This window comes from Sulfitobacter sp. M13, from assembly GCF_053474885.1.
In genome coordinates this window covers 2,549,323-2,566,412 of the sequence record NZ_CM130281.1, presented here as the reverse complement: position 1 = coordinate 2,566,412, position 17,090 = coordinate 2,549,323, and the positions used below count along the sequence as shown (strand labels likewise).

The 17,090-nt window shown below is 59.5% G+C and carries 17 protein-coding genes; 2 read left to right on the top strand and 15 right to left on the bottom strand.

Features of this window, described 5'->3' with window-relative positions:
• Positions 1-15: 15 nt before the first annotated feature.
• The 11 genes from ACVBAU_RS12325 to alr form a co-directional block, all read right to left on the bottom strand.
• Positions 16-1,287 (bottom strand): LysM peptidoglycan-binding domain-containing M23 family metallopeptidase, encoded by a 1,272-nt coding sequence (locus tag ACVBAU_RS12325; RefSeq protein WP_335744192.1) that lies wholly within the window; start codon positions 1,285-1,287, stop codon positions 16-18.
• Positions 1,288-1,363: 76 nt separating this feature from the next.
• On the bottom strand, positions 1,364-2,023 hold the full coding sequence (locus ACVBAU_RS12320) for a protein-L-isoaspartate(D-aspartate) O-methyltransferase (protein WP_138923057.1): 660 nt from the start codon (positions 2,021-2,023) through the stop codon (positions 1,364-1,366).
• Positions 2,020-2,805 (bottom strand): 5'/3'-nucleotidase SurE, encoded by a 786-nt coding sequence (gene surE / locus ACVBAU_RS12315; protein WP_448326640.1) that lies wholly within the window; start codon positions 2,803-2,805, stop codon positions 2,020-2,022. The genes ACVBAU_RS12320 and surE overlap by 4 nt, the downstream gene beginning before the upstream one ends.
• A gap of 72 nt (positions 2,806-2,877) precedes the next feature.
• Positions 2,878-3,528: an SDR family NAD(P)-dependent oxidoreductase gene (locus ACVBAU_RS12310; protein ID WP_448326638.1), complete on the bottom strand. Its 651-nt coding sequence runs from the start codon at positions 3,526-3,528 to the stop codon at positions 2,878-2,880.
• Positions 3,529-3,633: 105 nt separating this feature from the next.
• Positions 3,634-3,900, bottom strand: a complete 267-nt coding sequence (locus ACVBAU_RS12305) for a pilus assembly protein PilP (protein ID WP_138923060.1) — start codon at positions 3,898-3,900, stop codon at positions 3,634-3,636.
• A gap of 216 nt (positions 3,901-4,116) precedes the next feature.
• Positions 4,117-5,601: an amidophosphoribosyltransferase gene (purF, locus tag ACVBAU_RS12300; RefSeq protein WP_448326635.1), complete on the bottom strand. Its 1,485-nt coding sequence runs from the start codon at positions 5,599-5,601 to the stop codon at positions 4,117-4,119.
• A gap of 186 nt (positions 5,602-5,787) precedes the next feature.
• Positions 5,788-6,342: a CvpA family protein gene (locus ACVBAU_RS12295; protein WP_093732581.1), complete on the bottom strand. Its 555-nt coding sequence runs from the start codon at positions 6,340-6,342 to the stop codon at positions 5,788-5,790.
• Between the two features lie 28 nt (positions 6,343-6,370).
• Positions 6,371-7,738, bottom strand: a complete 1,368-nt coding sequence (gene radA / locus ACVBAU_RS12290) for a DNA repair protein RadA (protein WP_335744190.1) — start codon at positions 7,736-7,738, stop codon at positions 6,371-6,373.
• A gap of 60 nt (positions 7,739-7,798) precedes the next feature.
• Positions 7,799-8,566, bottom strand: coding sequence for a DNA repair protein (locus ACVBAU_RS12285; RefSeq protein WP_448326633.1), 768 nt, complete (start codon positions 8,564-8,566; stop codon positions 7,799-7,801).
• Positions 8,567-8,694: 128 nt separating this feature from the next.
• Positions 8,695-9,204, bottom strand: coding sequence for a paraquat-inducible protein A (locus tag ACVBAU_RS12280; protein WP_448326631.1), 510 nt, complete (start codon positions 9,202-9,204; stop codon positions 8,695-8,697).
• On the bottom strand, positions 9,194-10,228 hold the full coding sequence (gene alr, locus ACVBAU_RS12275) for an alanine racemase (RefSeq protein ID WP_448326629.1): 1,035 nt from the start codon (positions 10,226-10,228) through the stop codon (positions 9,194-9,196). Before alr ends, ACVBAU_RS12280 begins: the two co-directional genes overlap by 11 nt.
• 219 nt (positions 10,229-10,447) lie before the next feature.
• Between alr and ACVBAU_RS12270 the strand changes: the two genes are divergently transcribed.
• Positions 10,448-11,779, top strand: a complete 1,332-nt coding sequence (locus ACVBAU_RS12270; protein WP_448326627.1) for an alpha/beta hydrolase family protein — start codon at positions 10,448-10,450, stop codon at positions 11,777-11,779.
• A gap of 12 nt (positions 11,780-11,791) precedes the next feature.
• Positions 11,792-12,517: a sterol desaturase family protein gene (locus ACVBAU_RS12265; RefSeq protein WP_448326625.1), complete on the top strand. Its 726-nt coding sequence runs from the start codon at positions 11,792-11,794 to the stop codon at positions 12,515-12,517.
• Between the two features lie 31 nt (positions 12,518-12,548).
• Here the strand turns inward: ACVBAU_RS12265 and ACVBAU_RS12260 are convergent, their stop codons facing one another.
• The 4 genes from ACVBAU_RS12260 to ACVBAU_RS12245 form a co-directional block, all read right to left on the bottom strand.
• Positions 12,549-14,051, bottom strand: coding sequence for a replicative DNA helicase (locus ACVBAU_RS12260; RefSeq protein ID WP_138923068.1), 1,503 nt, complete (start codon positions 14,049-14,051; stop codon positions 12,549-12,551).
• Between the two features lie 157 nt (positions 14,052-14,208).
• Positions 14,209-14,889 carry an orotate phosphoribosyltransferase gene (locus ACVBAU_RS12255; protein WP_138923069.1) on the bottom strand — a complete coding sequence of 227 codons (681 nt, stop codon included), beginning with the start codon at positions 14,887-14,889 and terminating at the stop codon, positions 14,209-14,211.
• A gap of 93 nt (positions 14,890-14,982) precedes the next feature.
• Positions 14,983-16,023 (bottom strand): dihydroorotase, encoded by a 1,041-nt coding sequence (gene pyrC / locus ACVBAU_RS12250; protein WP_448326622.1) that lies wholly within the window; start codon positions 16,021-16,023, stop codon positions 14,983-14,985.
• A gap of 71 nt (positions 16,024-16,094) precedes the next feature.
• A complete protein-coding gene (locus ACVBAU_RS12245) occupies positions 16,095-17,084 on the bottom strand; it encodes a phosphoadenosine phosphosulfate reductase (RefSeq protein WP_138923071.1) in 990 nt (329 codons plus the stop codon).
• Positions 17,085-17,090 lie beyond the last annotated feature (6 nt).

Genomic DNA, 17,090 nt, shown 5'->3' with positions numbered 1-17,090 from the left:
CTTAGTTCAGGCAACTTAGTTCAGATAGGGTGTCGGGTCGACGCTATCAAAGCCGTTGCGGACCTCGAAATGGACGAATGAATCGTCGCCCGGCCGCAATTTGGCGATGTTCGCCCCTTTTGCCACACTATCACCCTTAGCGACCGACACATTGGCGACGTTCGCATAGACGGTCAGCAGGTTGTCAGGATGGCGGATCACGACGATCGGCACGCCTTCGGCGCTTTTGGTGATCGCTGCGACGGTACCGCTATCGGCGGCCTTCACGGCAGCACCCGGCGTGCCCTTGATGTTGATGCCTTCGTTCTTGCCCTTGGAATAGGCGCGGATGATGCTGCCCTGAACGGGCGGCGACATGCGCCCCGACGATGCGGGCTGTGTGGTCTTGCCCACGTCAGCGACGGGTTTGGCCGCCGCGGGTTCGGGTTTTGGTGCAGCGGGCTTTTCATCCACGGGGGGCAGGGGCTTTGCTGCACTTGGCGGTGTTGGTGTGGGCGATCCGGTGCCCGGCAGGCTGGTGGGTGTCGGGGCGGTGGGTGCCGGCGCAGTGGCTGTTGCCGCGGCGGGCACGGCGGCGCTGCGGTTTGGCGCGGCCTGTTGCGCGACAGGGATCAGCAGGAATTGACCTTCGCGGACAGAGAAATCAGCACCAAGCCCGTTCCATTCGGCCAGTGTTTCAACCGGCACGGCATAGAGGCGTGCGATGGTATAGGCGGTCTCGCCGCGTTCGACCTTGTGGCGGATGGGTTCGATCCCGGTCTGTTTCGCTGGGTTTTCGCGGGTCATGGTCTGGGCCGACGGTAGTGCGGTGGTTTGGACGCCGGGGGTGGCGGGCGCGCGGTTGATCGCGCCGCCGGCCATGGATTGAATATCGACCGCAGCGGTGGTGATCGGACCGGTACCAGATGCCCCCGTTGCAGGTGACGGTTCGGATACACGCGTCGGCAAGGCGATGATCTCTCCCTTGCGGAGGGGGACTGTGGCGTCGATGCCGTTATAGCGCGACAGGCTGCCCACATCGGACCCTACGCGGGTCGCGACATCAGCCAGCGTGTCACCACGCCGCGCCACGGCGACCTGATAATTAGGGTAAGAGATCACCCCGCGGTTGTCCGGTGCGGGGCGTTCGTCCAGCGGTCCGGTGGCTGCATGGGCGGTGGTGAAACCGTCACCAAAGCCGCCGCGCAAATCCATATCCAGGGGGCGGTCACAGGCAGCGAGCAAAAGCGCAGAGCTGCCCGCCAGTACCGTCAGCCTGAGGGTACGGGTCACGTTTGGTTGGGTCATCTGCTCGTCCTCGTATTCGGTGCCGTATGCGCCTTGGGGTCCCCGTTCGGGCGGAGTTCCCCTTGCTATACTGCAATTAGCCGTCTTTTCCCAGCCCTTCAAGCAAGGGAACAAAGCGCACTTTGCGCAGCTCGTCGTATTCCAGCCCGGTCTCTGTTTTGCGCACCCGTATGAGGTGTTGAACCGTGTCCGATTGGCCTACAGGCACCACCATTATGCCGCCCACCTTGAGCTGTGCCAGAAGGGGCCCGGGGGGGTCTTCGGCCGCAGCGGTGACAATAATCCGGTCAAAGGGGGCCTGTTCGGGCAAACCAAAGCTGCCATCGCCGATGATCGCGGTGATGTTTGACAGGGCGAGGTCATCGAAAATCTGTCGGGCTTCCACAACCAACCGACGGTGGCGGTCGATGGTATAGACGCGCCGCGCAAGCTTGCTGAGGATCGCGGCCTGATAGCCAGATCCTGTCCCGACCTCGAGCACCTTGTCACGCGACGACACATCGAGCGCCTGCGTCATCAGGGCGACAACGGACGGCTGGCTGATCGTTTGGCCGCAGGCAATCGGCAGGGGCATGTCCTCGTAGGCGCGCGAGGCAAACAGGCCACGGATAAACGGGCCACGGTCGATCTGTTCCATCGCGTTCAAGACACGGGCGTCGGTCACGCCTTTGGAGCGGAGTGCGTAAAGAAACTGCATCTTGCGGGTCGCGTCCGTGATTTCTTCTTCGTCGCTCATGTATTGATGGCTTTAAGCGCGTCAAATGTATCATGAGCCGTCAGGTCAGCGCGCATCGGCGTGACAGTGATATAGCCGTCGAGGTTCAGCGCGGCATCGGTGCCAGCGTCTGTCGGGATCTGTTGGTCGGCCCCCTTGATCCACAAGAACCGCCGCCCCGAGGGGGACAGCTGCGGGATCGTAGAGAACGTGGTGTCGCGCCGCACCCCTTGAGCGGCAAGGCGGATACCTTGGACGTCGACGGCAGCCACGGGGGGGAAGTTCACGTTGTAAAATATTCGGTAGCCCGACCCGTGGGGCGGCGTGGCGTCCAGAATGCGCCGGATCACATCGGCCCCGTGTGATGCGGCAGCTTCAAAGGGATCGTCCAGATCGCGGTTTTCCGGACCATAGTATTGCGACAGGGCCACTGCGGGGATGCCTTGCAAAGCGGCCTCCATCGCGCCGCCGATTGTGCCGGAATAAAGCGTGTTTTCAGCCGCGTTATTGCCGCGGTTCACGCCTGACAGCACCAGATCAGGACGGGCATCCAGCATACAGTCGTGCAGCGCCGCCATCACGCAGTCGGCCGGGCTGCCTTCGACGGAAAAGCGGCGGTCGCTGACGTTCTCGACCATCATGGGTTTGGTGTAGCTGATGCAATGGCCGACGCCGGATTGTTCATAGGCAGGGGCCACAGTCCAGACTTCGCCGTCGGGTCCAGCCAGTGCGGTGGCAATGGCGTGCAGGGTCTTAAGACCCGGAGCATGGATACCGTCGTCGTTCGTGATCAGAATGCGCATAAATTCCCCTTTGCGCCTTGATAAGCGACGGGGCGCGGCGCGGCAAGGCAGGAGCCTTCGCCGCATCAAGTTTTAGGGCCGGGAAGCCGCAAGTTGCGCCAGAATTTCAGCGGCCTGCGACTGCGGCGTGTTTAGCGTTTCGCGGTCCTCGCCGGGGTGGAAGCGTGCGCGCGTGGCGGTTGGCATGGGGGCAGGCGTCATGACGTGCACGCGCGGCCCGATTTTCACGCTTTCGGCCTGCCAGCTTTTGGCCAGCGCGATCTGTGCGGCCTTGGTGGCCCCATAGCTGCCAAAGAACTTGGTCGCCACGACGGGATCGTCAAAGAACACAGCCTGACCCGATTGCCCCAGCAGCGGTGCCACATAGGTAATCAGCGTCGAGGTGGCCGTGACGTTACACGCGACAGATTTCGCCATGTCCTTGGCGTCGATGTGATCGGTCGGGGCCAATGGGGCGGCATGGACGGCAGTGTGAAGCCATAGATCGAGGCTGCCCCAACGGTCGTAAATGCCACGGCACAGGGTCGCCATCGCATTGGCATTGGTGATGTCCATCGGGGCCAGCGTTGCACTGCCGCCACGGGACTGGATGCGGTCATCCAGCTCTTCGAGGGCGCCGGTGGTTTTGGCCACTGCAATGATGTGGTGGGTGTCGCAAAGCGCTTCGGCCAAAGCGGCACCAAGGCCGCGGGACGCGCCGGTGATAAGAGCTGTTTTTGTCATGAGGTGGCTTTGCCTGAGCCACCGTCCCCCGTCAAGAGGGGCGGGGCGTCGCAGCGGCACGGGGCTAATACGGGGGCCAATACGGGGGCTAATCGTGCGCGCGGGTCAGCCCTTGGGCAGTTTCAGCGTCACGGTACGTCCGCGCTGCGACAGTACCACGCTGTCGTCGCCGATGGCTGCAACGATTCCGTCGCTGATCTTGTCGTTCAACGTGACCCGGTGGATACGCCCGCGGCCGTCCCGGATCAATGCGCCGGGTTCGGTCAGACTGCCAAAAGTACCTATCAGGGCAAGCTTGGGCAAGGATGCCTGCTGCGTTGCCAGACTAAGAACTTTTTGCGGTGTCGGAGTGCCTTTTTCGTCGGTCGCCATAGGTGCCTCTTGGTGCGCTCTGGTGTCGGGAAGTGGTTAGACCGTTGAGCTAACAAAGCCGCCGGTCATTCGAAAGAGGGCAGGACGGAGGCTGGCGAAGACTGGCTTGCAGGTCGGCAAAGCTTTGCCAGCGGCGCGGGGGCATAAACGCAAAAGGGCGGGCGAGGGGTTGATCCCTGCGCCCGCCCCTGCGGAAATGTAACGGAGTAAGCGGCCCTATTCGGCGGCTGGCTTCATCTCGAACCCTTGATTGATCTGGTCACTAGGGGTGACAGGGTAGTCGCCCGAGAAGCACGCATCGCAATACTGCGGGCATTTGTTGTTGCGGCCCTCTGCTTCGCCCACGGCGCGATACAACCCGTCAAGCGAGATGAACTTGAGGCTATCCACTTGAAGGTGCTCGCGCATTTCTTCTTCTGACATGGTCGCGGCCAACAGCTTTTCGCGCTGCGGCGTGTCCACACCGTAAAAGCACGGCCATGCTGTGGGCGGCGACGCGATGCGGAAGTGAACTTCCTTCGCGCCGGCATCAAGAATCATCTCTTTGATCTTGCGGCTGGTGGTCCCACGGACGACCGAATCGTCAACCAGAATGACCCGCTTGCCCTTGATCAGCGCCCGGTTCACGTTGAGCTTCAGCCGCACGCCCATGTTACGGATCTGTTCGGTCGGCTCGATGAAGGTCCGGCCCATGTATTGGTTGCGTATGATCCCCATCGCATAGGGGATACCCGATTCGAGGCTAAACCCGATGGCTGCCGGCGTGCCGCTGTCTGGCACGGGGCAGACAAGATCCGCGTCGACGGGGGATTCTTTGGCCAGTTCACGGCCGATCGCCTCGCGGGTTTCATAGACGGACCGCCCGCCAAGGATGCTGTCAGGACGGCTGAAGTAGACGTGTTCAAAGATACAAAAGCGCGATGCGACGCGGCGAAACGGAAAGTGGCTTTCGACACCTTTGGGGGTGATGACCACCATTTCGCCCGGTTCGATTTCACGAACGAATTCGGCACCGATGATGTCCAGTGCGCAGGTTTCAGAGCTTAGCGCCCAACCGTCACCGAGCTTGCCCAGAACCAGCGGACGCACACCCAATGGATCGCGCACGCCGATCAGTTTGGTGCGGGTCATGGCCACAATCGAAAACGCGCCTTCGACACGGCGCAGGGCGTCTTCCATCCGCTCGGGGATGTTTTGCTGAAGCGAGCGCGCCATCAGGTGAATGATACATTCGCTATCCGACGAGGACTGAAAGATCGACCCGCGTTCAATCAGTTCGCGGCGCAGGGCGTTGGCGTTGGTGATATTGCCGTTATGGGCAATCGCGGCACCGCCCATGGCGAATTCACCAAAGAACGGTTGCACGTCACGGATCGCTGTCGGGCCTTTGTTGCCCGAGGTAGAGTAGCGCACGTGCCCGATCGACAGTTCGCCGGGCAGTGTTTCCATGATTTTTTGCGAGGTAAAGTTATCGCGCACATAGCCAAAGCGGCGCGCCGATTGGAAGCCGGCGGTGGGGTCATAGCTGACGATCCCGCCCGCTTCTTGACCACGGTGCTGCAGCGCGTGCAGGCCGAGGGCGACAAAGTTCGAGGCGTCTGCAACGCCAATCACGCCGAACACCCCACATTCTTCTTTAAGTTTATCCCCATCATCTGCGTCACGCAGATACGAGGAATCAAATGGGTGTGCGGGGGGCATGATCTTGGACAACGGGGAAACTCCGAATCCGATGAAAGGATAGGGGCTGTGTAGGACTTAGAACGCGCCTTGTCACCCCGCCGTTACAATTTGCACGGTCAAATGCTGCGATGCAACATATTGCCAAAACGCAAACGCCCCCGAAAACGGGGGCGTAGGTATGTTATGTCGAAGTTTTGGCGGCGATCAGACGTCGCAGGCACCAACCAGCGCTTCATAGCGGGTGGTGATCCAACCCAGTGCAGCTTCGGGGTTTTGGTCTTCGATCTGGCCGGTAAAGCGCCCGAACACTTGAGCAGAGCGGCTTTCATCAACCATGGTAAAGGACTGGCCTGTGATCACGGTGCTGTAGACAAAGAACGCGATTGCAACCAGCAGGATGCCGCGGGCCACACCAAAGAGGAACCCAAGCCCCTGATCAAGCCCCCCCAGAACCGATCGCTGTACCAGCGACGAGAACAGCGGGGTGAACAGCGACACCACGATCAGCGCGATGGCAAAGACAATGGCAAAGGCCCCGATAATCGATAATTCACAACTGTCGGCAAGAAATTCGCCCACAACCGGAATTTCTGACACCAGCGGTTCGACCTGCGGCGCAAAGAGAAACGCGAGTATCGCGGCGGCGATCCAGCCGACAATGGCCATAAATTCGCGTACAAGCCCGCGGCCATAGGCCAGCAAAGCGGACAGAATAATGACAAGCGCCACAACCCCGTCAATGATGGTAAAACCTTCCATGATCGTCTTGCCTTCCTTGAAGGGGCGGTTAACCAGCCCCGAATATTTCGCCTACAAATCCGGTTAGATCGCTCATGGTATTAAGCGTTATGCCGTTCTTGCCCACAGGTTTTCCGCCCGCGGGCGCGATGGCGCTGGTAAAACCAAGTTTTTGCGCTTCTTTCAACCTATTTTCGGTCTGACTGGCGGGGCGTAGCGCACCGGACAGGCTGATTTCCCCAAAAACTACGGTTTCTGCGGGCAGGGCCACGTCTTCTCGTGCACTCAACAGCGCCGCAGCGACCGCAAGATCCGCTGCGGGCTCCGAGATTTTCATGCCGCCTGCGACGTTCAGATATACATCCAGCCCTGCAAAGGGGATGCCGCAGCGCGCCTCTAGCACGGCGAGGATCATTGCCAGACGGCCGCCGTCCCAGCCGACGACCGTGCGCCGTGCTTGCGAATGAGGCGAGGGGGCCACAAGCGCCTGCAGCTCGCATAGGACGGGGCGTGTACCTTCAATACCCGCGAAAACAACCGACCCCGCCGCGGGGGTGCCGCGTTCGGACAAGAACAGGGCAGAGGGGTTGGTCACCTCGGCCAGCCCCTGGCCCGTCATTTCGAACACGCCAATTTCATCCGCCGGGCCAAAACGGTTTTTGACCGCGCGCAGGATTCGGAACTGGTGCCCGCGCTCGCCTTCGAAATAGAGCACGGTGTCGACCATATGTTCGACCACCCGAGGGCCGGCGATCTGACCGTCTTTGGTGACATGGCCCACAAGGATCACCGATACGCCGCGCCGTTTGGCAAAGCTTGTCAGCTCGTGCGCGGCGGCGCGGACCTGACTGACGGAGCCGGGAGCGGAATCGACATTATCAGCCCACATTGTCTGGATCGAATCGATGACGACGAGATCGGGTTTTTCTTCTTCCAGCGTGGTCAGAATATCGCGCAGGTTGGTTTCGGCGGCCAGCTGCACAGAGGCATCGGCCAGCCCCAACCGCTGTGCGCGCATACGCACCTGTGCCGGTGCTTCCTCGCCGCTGACGTAAATCGTTTTCAAGCCGTTGCGGGCGAAATGCGCGGCGGCCTGCAGCAAGAGTGTGGATTTCCCGATGCCCGGATCGCCGCCAACCAGAATGGCAGACGCGGGTACAAGCCCGCCGCCCAACACGCGGTCAAGCTCAGCAATGCCGGACTGGCTGCGGGGCGGGGGGGTGTCCTTGGTCGTGAGGTTGGTCAGCACCATCGCCGCGCCGCGCCGTGTGCTCAGCGATTTGCTGGGCGGACCCGAGGCCACGCCCTTGTCTTGCTGGATCGTGTTCCACTCACCGCAGGCGTCACAGCGCCCGGACCATTTGTTGTAGGTAGCACCGCAGGCGGCGCAGGAGAATGTAACGGGAGATTTAGCCATGCGTCTTTCTGGCCGAACAAACGAGCAACGTCAAAGCAAAACCGTGCAGATCACGCAGAGTTACTCTGCGGCTTTGGGGGGCAGTTCGACAACCCGTGAATCACGCGCCATATCATCGGCGGTCACCATGCGGTCGATGCCGAGCTCTGGCATGATCTCGCGCATTTCGGCGCGTAGACGGTCCAGCTGTGCCGCAGCAACGCTTTCTTCAAGCTCGACCTCGTGCAGCCAATGCTTCATCTCGGTGGTGATACCTTTGGCCTGATCCAGACGGCTGTTGAACAGGTTCACCTCTTCCTGACGCTCTTTCAGGAAGTTGCGCGCGCGTTCGATCTTTTCGTCGGCATAGACCGTCGCGAGCTCTCTGGAAATATGGCTCATCTGTGCCGCAACTTCGAGAAGGGCGGGCTCAAGCGTGCTCAGGTCAGGGTGGTCACGCAGATAGGCCAGACGTTCACGCACGGAATCGAACTCCGACGACATCTGAAACACTTCACCGCGATCCGCCGCATGCACCGCACCGTAAGCGCGGGTCACATCATTCATATTCATAGAGAACTGGCGGTGTGACGTTTCAAGCTGCATGACACGGCGATTGGTCGGAAGGAAAAAGCAGATGCCGACGGCCAAAAAGGTCAACCCGATTTGTGCGTACATGCCCGCGTTCTCGACCGGTTCACCGGCATAGCTGATGGGCAGTTCGACCCACGCCCATATTCCCAAGGCCGCCATCACAGTCGAGACGGTAATCGCCACGGCGGCAACAGCGAATAGCGCGACTGCGAGTCTTTGAAAGATATACTGGATAAGTACCGTCAACGCGTTCATCTGTCTCACCTTGTGCTTATGTGTCCGTTATAAGCAAGAATATGCCGGCGCCGGCAAAAGGCGAAGAAAATCTTCTATTTTTGGTAAAAGAATCGATCTAAAAGGGCCAAAATACCCTATATTCAACCTTAACGGGAGGTGTGGTGACGTGGTCGCCCCCGATGGTCGGCGAATTTTTGCGTAAGATAGCCTATTAAAACAGACGCTAGAATACATGCAGTGAAAAGATAAAGACCCCAGGCCGTTTCTATCCGACCGATCCCGATCTCTTTGACCAAGGTCACATAGAGGGCAATTAAAAAAACGTCCGCCATCGCCAGTTTGCCAACTACCTGCAAGATAGCTAGGGTGCGCGGGCCGATAAGATCAAACTGCACCAGCGCCAGCCCGACAGTCTTTACATAGGGGGCCGCCAACGCAAATAGCGCCACCACCAGCGCTAGAAACATGTCGGTTTGCCAAAGCGATTTCAAACCGCTCAGAACCGAGATCTCGGTCAGTCCGAACAGTGGCAGCACGCCCGCACGCAACAGCGGCGCACCCCATGCGACGGGATAAAGGATCAGCAACGACAGGTTCAAAAACCGCAGCAGCGTCTTTGCGCGGCCTACGCCCTTTTGCGGTGGATCATTCGACATAGACCCGATCATAGCGGGCCCCAAGCGCAGTCAGCACCTCGTATCCGATGGTGCCCGCAAACCCTGCGACGGTATCGACCGATTGATGGCCACCGATCAACTGCAGGTGTTCGGGCACCTCGGCAAGGCTGGTCACGTCGACCGTAATCAAATCCATTGAGACACGCCCGATGACCGGCAATCTGCGGCCCTCGTGTGTCAGGGTCGCCCCGTTGCCCAAGGCGCGGATCAGCCCATCGGCATAGCCGGCAGCGATGGTGGCGACCTGCGACGGGCGCGGTGCAGTCCAAGCGCAGCCATAGCCGACAGAGTGGCCTGTGCTGACCTCGCGTACCTGAATAACGGGCACATCCAGCATCACCACGGGCTGTGCGTCCAGAAAGGGCAGCCCGCCATAAAGCCCGATACCGGGGCGGGTCATATCAAAGTGATAGTCACGCCCGAGCAGAATGCCACCCGTGGCCGCCAGTGACCGCGGTACGTTCAGCCCGTCGGTCATCTCGCGGAAGGTTGCAAGCTGACGGGCGTTCATCGCGTGGTTCGGTTCGTCTGCGCAGGCCAGATGAGAGATAATGAGCGTCGGGTTCTGGGCCAGTGCGATGTCGCGCAGCGCGCTCCATTCGGCGGGGTCCATGCCCAGTCGGTTCATACCGCTGTTGAGCTGAACGCCGAAACGATGGCCGGGAAGGGTCTCGACGTGCGCGATCAGCTGGTCGACCGAATTGATCATCGGTGTCAGCGCGGCAGAGCGGATCATATCGGCGTCTCCGGGCATATGCCCTGCAAAGACGTTGATCGCAGGGCCGGGCCCCAATACGCGGCGCAGCGCTACGCCCTCTTCGGCGACGGCAACAAAGAACTTGCGCGCCCCTTGGGCTGCCAGAACAGGGGCGACGCGGTCGATCCCCAGACCATAGGCGTTGGCCTTGATCACGGCACCGGTTTCGCAGCCGGTCATTTCATTCAGCGCCTGCCAGTTGGCGGCAATCGCATTGAGGTCGATGGAGAGGGTCGCTGTTGTCATAGGATTTGTTTCGACCGGATACCCGCGAAGGTCAAGCCACCAGCACCCGTCGCGTTCAAATATCCGTCCTCCTGGGGACCACCTGCGGTTTATCGAACTGATTTCCCTAACGTAACGAAACCTTCGCATGACGCTTGCATGGTGCCGCGAACGGGGTAGCCTGTGCCTGACAAAAGACAGGCTACGATCAGCAGCCGGATATAGGACGGGAGAAACATCATGCGAATTGCAACAAAGACGACGGGGACTGCTTTGGCGGTGATCACAGCAATGGCCGCGCCCATGGCGCAGGCAGAGAACCAGATCGACACACAGATGCCGAACGCACCGGATATGGCGGCCTACGGGGACGCTGCCATCGGGGTGCGCCAGCTTGATCTGGTGCATAAGGACCAGATCGATATTCTGTCAATTGATCCGGCGGCTGATAAACCCGAAACCCTACCACGCTATGACCGCCCCCTGACCGTCGAGGTCTGGTACCCCGCAGCAGAGGGGGCCACGGGCGACACCGCGATCAAGGCGTTCATTCGCGATGGCAAGACCGAAGTCACCCTGCAAGGCAAAGCCATGCGCGACGTGGATCCTGCCCAACCTGACGCCGCCTATCCGTTGGTCATCGTCTCTCACGGATATCCCGGTAACCGGTTCCTGATGTCGCATCTGGCGGAAAATATCGCGTCGAAAGGCTATGTTGTGGCGTCGATAGACCACACGGATTCGACCTATCGCACGCAGGCTGCCTTTGGTTCCACATTGGTGAACCGGTCGCTGGACCAGCTGTTCGTTCTGGATGAAATGGCGCGTCTGTCGCAGGATGAAAGTTCATTCCTGAACGGATTGGTGAACGCGGATAACACCGGTTTGATCGGTTATTCGATGGGCGGCTACGGCGCGGTGATTACTGCAGGCGGCGGCGTGACGGAAGCTTCGGTCGGATATGGCTGGGGCGGACCGCACGGCACCTTGGGTATCCATCAGGCGGGATCAGAGACGCATACCAACCTGCCTGACCCGCGGATCAAGACCGCGATTGCAATCGGCCCCTGGGGTATGAACACAGGCTTTTGGGACGCCGAAGGGCTGAAGGGCGTACAGATTCCGATGCTGTTCATGGCAGGGTCGGAAGACATGGTATCGCTCTACGAAAAAGGGGTGCGCGGAATTTGGGAGAACGCAAGCAGCGTCGACCGTGCCTTGCTGACTTTTGAAAATGGCGGCCACAATGCGGCGGCACCCATGCCTGCACCGGCAGAATCCTTCCGCGATGACGCTGATCTGGGGTTCAATGTCTCGAGCCACTACACTGATCCGGTCTGGGACACGGCGCGTATGAACAATATTGCCCAGCATTTCGCCACGGTCTGGATGGGGCAGCACCTGAAAGGCGACGCCGAAATGGACGGCTATCTTGATCTCGTCGAAAACTCGAACGACGGGGTCTGGTCGATGAACGAGGACGGTACCCCGAAAGAGGACCACAACTATTGGAAGGGGTTCGACAAGGACACCGCCAAGGGGTTGCGCTATGAAACCATGTCTCCTGAATAAGGAGGCACGCGCATGATGCGTCTGCGTATCATGTTCTCGCATGCGGCTGTCGCGGTGATGGCGGTCGCATGCGTGGCAGGGCTTATCGGCTTGGCGCTGTTCGCGTCGTTGTGGGTCTGGGCGCTGGTCCCGTTGGGGGTCGCGGCGCAGATGCTGAATGAGTACAATCTGCATCGTTATGTTTTCCACCTGACACCCCCAAGGGCGCAGTGGGCGTTTGACCTGCTTTATATGGCGCATTACGGCCACCATGATTTTCCGACGAACACCAAGCTGTTTTTCGTTCCGATCTGGTTAGCGTTGCCGATGCTGGTGGTGAACGGGGGCGTGCTTTGGGGTGTGCTCGCGCTGATCGGGGTGCCGCAGGCGGGGTGGGTTTCGGTGGCAGTGGTGCCTGTAGGCGGCGTGCTGACGTTTTTGATCTATGAGTGGTTCCACATGACAGCACATGTGAACGTGTCCAAAACGCGGGTAGAGCGGTACGTGACCACGCTGCACAACCAGCACCATTTCCGCGATTTCAGTAAATGGTTTCACGTCAGCCCCGGCGGGGAAGTGATCGATCGCGTGATGGGGACATCAATCAACCGAGAGGCGCTGAAGCATCAACAACGGATCGAATTCATTCGAACGTTGGGGATGCGTCCCGATGACCAAAGGCTGGTCGCGGCACGGGACCGCTTTGCCGCGAAATACAACCTGTCAGAGGCAGAGATCTCACGCGCAGCAGTCGTCTAAACCGCTGCGCGTGATGTGATGTGTGGGGTGATTAGAATTCCTGATCGCCGCCGCCGTTATCACTTTGCCAAGGTTTCACGAGGTTGCCAAAACGGGTGAAGCGTCCTTCGAAGCTTAGGTCGACAGTGCCAATCGGTCCGTGACGCTGCTTGCCGATCACAACCTCGGCGCGACCGTGCAGACGCTCCATCTCTTCTTGCCAGATCGCCATTTTGTCCAGCTCGTGATCCCCGGGCTTTTCGCGTTCTTTGTAGTATTCCTCGCGGAACACGAACATCACGACGTCGGCATCCTGTTCGATCGACCCGGATTCACGCAAATCCGACAGCTGCGGGCGTTTGTCTTCGCGGTTTTCCACCTGACGCGACAGCTGAGACAGCGCGATCACGGGGATGTGCAGCTCCTTGGCAATGGCCTTGAGGCCCATGGTAATCTCCGAGATTTCGTTCACCCGGTTTTCGCCTTTGCCTGTCCCGCGGACCAGTTGAAGGTAGTCGATGATCAACACGTCCAACCCGTGGGTCCGCTTGAGCCGCCGCGCACGGGCAGCCAGCTGGCTGATCGGCAGGGCAGGCGTGTCGTCGATATACAGCGGGCAGGCCTCGAGCGCCTTGGCGGCGTCCACAAAGCGCCGGAATTCGGTTTCGGTCATATCACCGGACCGGATCTGCTGCGACGGGATCTCTGCTGCTTCGGACAGGATCCGTGCGGCCAGCTGTTCGGCGCTCATCTCGAGGCTATAGAACCCGACAACCCCGCCATCGACAGCGCCTTCGGTGCCGTCATGCAAGGTGCCGCGCCGATAAGCTTTGGCCACGTTAAAGGCGATGTTCGTCGCCAGCGAGGTTTTCCCCATCGACGGACGACCCGCAAGGATCAAAAGGTCAGACGGGTGCAAGCCACCCAGCTTTTTATCCATATCAATCAAACCGGTAGAGACACCAGACAGGCCCCCATCCCGTTGATAGGCGGCGTTGGCAACATTCACCGCATCGGTAACGGCCTTTAGAAAGCTCTGAAAACCGCTTTCGGTCTGGCCTTGTTCCGCCAGCTTATAGAGCTTTTGTTCTGCCTCGACGATTTGTTCACGCGGCTCTGATGCGACATCGACCTGTGCTGCTTTGGCGGAAATGTCGCGGCCCAGCTGGATCAGGTCACGGCGCACCGCCAGATCATAGATCATCTGCGCATAGTCACGCACCGCAAAGGCACTGATCGCGGCACCGGCAAGACGCACGAGATAGGCAGGCCCGCCCAGTTCTTTCAGCCCTTCGTCATCCTCCATGAACGCCTTGAGCGTCACGGGAGAGGCGAGGTTGTTTTTTGCAATCCGTGCGGCGGCGACTTCGAAAATACGTGCGTGGACGGGGTCATAGAAATGTTTGGGGCCAATGACCGACGCCACCCGATCATAGATATCGTTGTTCGTCAGAATTGCACCCAGCAACTGCTGTTCCGCTTCGATGGAATGCGGCATCGTCTCTGCCGCTTTGACCGTAAGCTGGTTGCCGTCGATGCTTGAAATTTCGTTCATGCTACGTGTCGTCCCACTGATAAATGACCCGAGGCTTGTCTACCCGAGCCGCCCGTCATCCCGCAATCTTTATAAGCTGTGGATAACCTGATCTCTGGGCTAGCGTAGCATATGTCGCGTGGCATTGCACCACGCGACACAATATCATGTGGACCTATTAGGGGTTTTTCCGCGCATCTTGCCAGGCTTCGGGCGCATTCAGGAAGGCTTCGACTTCGGTCAGGGTTTCGGTGTCAAAAGCGTTCTGCGCTTTGGCTTCGGCCAGCACGTCCCACCAGGTGCACAGGCTATGCAGCGTAACCCCGTGATCGCCCAAGGTCTTTTCGGTTTGCGGGAAAATACCGTAGTAAAAGATCACCGCCGTATGCGCACAGGTCGCACCCGTATCACGAATCGCGTCGACAAAGCTGATCTTTGACCCGCCGTCGGTTGTCAGGTCTTCGACAAGCAAAACCCGTTGGCCTTCCGTCATTTCACCCTCGATCCGGGCGTTGCGGCCATAGCCTTTGGGCTTTTTGCGCACATAGGTCATCGGCAGAGCCATGCGTTCGGCCACCATCGCGGCAAAAGGAATACCCGCTGTTTCACCGCCCGCGATATTGTCGAACGCCTCGAAACCGGCTTCGCGCATCACCGTCACCGTCAGGAAATCCATCAAGGTGGCGCGGATACGCGGATAGCTGATCAGCTTGCGGCAGTCGATATAGGTTGGGCTTGGCAGACCCGAAGCAAGGGTGAAAGGCTCTGCCGCGTTGAAATGGACCGCTTTGATCTCCAGCAACATCCGCGCAGTCAGGCGCGCCATTTCGGTCGAGTCGGGGTAGCTGGTAGGGATCATGTCGTGCGTTCCTTTTGGGGCCTTGGCAAAGGCAGTCGTTGGTTGCCGGCCCGCATCATAGCTGGGCCGGCAAAAGTCTATATCGCGGGGTGGTCAATCAGAGTTGACGGACCAGTTCAACGGCATCAGAGGATCAAAAACGGTGACCGGCCCTTCAGGCGTGTCAATATGATCGGGATAAGTCGCCGGTGTGCGGGTCAGCGTCATCGTCGTATCATTCGGTGCCAGCCCGTAAAAATCCGGCCCGTTCAACGAGGTAAAGCGTTCAAGCTGCTCCAGCGCGTCTTCCTGTTCGAACACCTCGGCGAGGATCGACATTGTGTTTGGCGCGGTAAAGCAGCCCGCGCAGCCACAGGGCAGCAGCTTGTTCTCGTCCGTGTGGGGCGCGGAATCCGTGCCCAGAAAGAACCGCGCATCGCCGGATGTCGCTGCAGCACGCAAGGCAAGCCGGTGGATCTCGCGTTTGGCAACAGGCAAGCAGTAGTAATGCGGCTTAATCCCGCCCGCGAGGATATGATTGCGATTGATCACCAGGTGGTGCGTGGTGATGGTTGCTGCCAGATTGCCTGTACTTTCGGTCACATACTGGGCGGCGTCGGCGGTGGTGATGTGCTCCATCACGACTTTCAGCCCAGCGTGGCGGCTGCGGATCGGGTCCAGAACGCGGTCGATGAACACGGCCTCGCGGTCGAAAATATCAATTTCGGGGTCGGTCACCTCGCCGTGGGTGCACAAGGGCAGGCCGATCTCGGCCATCCGTTCAAGCACGGGCGCGACGTTGTCGAAATTTGCGACGCCGCTGGCAGAGTTGGTCGTTGCACCGGCAGGGTAAAGCTTGACCGCAGTGATCAGACCGCTGGCATGGGCCGCAGCCACATCATCAGGGTCGGTGTCTTCGGTCAGATAAAGCGTCATCAATGGCGTGAAATCCGCGCCTTCTGGCAGAGCGCCAAGGATGCGATCACGGTAGGCTGCGGCATCCGCACCGCGCACCACCGGAGGCACAAGATTTGGCATAATGATTGCACGGGCAAAATGCGCGGCGGTATAGGGCAATACGGCATCCAGCATCGCGCCGTCGCGCAGGTGCAGGTGCCAATCATCGGGACGTCGAAGCGTGAGGGTCTGTGTCATGGGCTCCCCGCTAGCACAGGGCGTGCGGGCGCGCTAGTCTTGGGATGGCACCTGCGGCGGTTCTATCGCAGTTATCCCGACTTTTGGGCGGCCTTGTCTTGATCCGCGTCAGCGTCGCCCGCCGACGCGTTTCTAAGCGCGATGTCGGCCTCGATTTGTTTTTGACGCCGTGCGAAACGCGGGGCAGAGATGCGCTCGTTTACCCAGCGACATAGCATCAGGATAAAAGTTTCGCGCTGATCCTGCTCCAGTGCGTTCAGTAGGCTGCGCAGATAGGGGCGGTGATCGCGACGCGCACGTGCGCAGCGCGCAAAGCTTTCGACGTTCAATCCGTCCTCGGCGGCCAAGGTCAGCACGGCTTCGAACTGATCCAGATCTAGCAGCTTGGATTGCAATGCTGATCCCATACGCCGCATGCGCAATTTGGTGACATTGGGGCGGGTAAAGAGGCTGGCGTGCATCGCATCTAAGGGCACTGCTGGATCATAAATAACATACGCTGCTTCGGCGGCATCTAGCATTTCGGGCGCATAGCCGAAACGGGATGTGAAATCTGTACGGCGCATCTCGATGAAACGATCGTCCCATTCGGCCACACTAGGATCCAGCGTCGCTTGCGGTTGAATGGCAACAACCCGTGCGCCGGGGGCCGCAACAGAATAGGCCGCCGCCGCATAGCCACCCGGACCCGCACCGTAGAAAATCACCCGGTCGAACCCGTCAAAGAACCCGTCGTCTATCAACCGGTCAAAGAACGCATAGACATTTTCGTCGCGAAACCACGTATCCCCTTCGGAGGCGATGCACAAATGCGACCAGTCTTCGCTGCGGACCATTTCCCATCCCAAAGGGTGTGCCAATGACGACAGGGCGCGCATCCCGCTGATGGTTTCAAAGCTGACCAGCAGAGTTTTCGTCTTTTTCATAAAGATTGCATGATGTTTGCGTCCGAGCGCCTCGTAGAACCCGTCGTCTTGCGCGACTTGGGCAACAGCATCTAGCCACGCATCTTTCGAAAAATCGGCAAATGATGTCTCGAGCGTGAAGGGGGTATCGATCATGGTAAA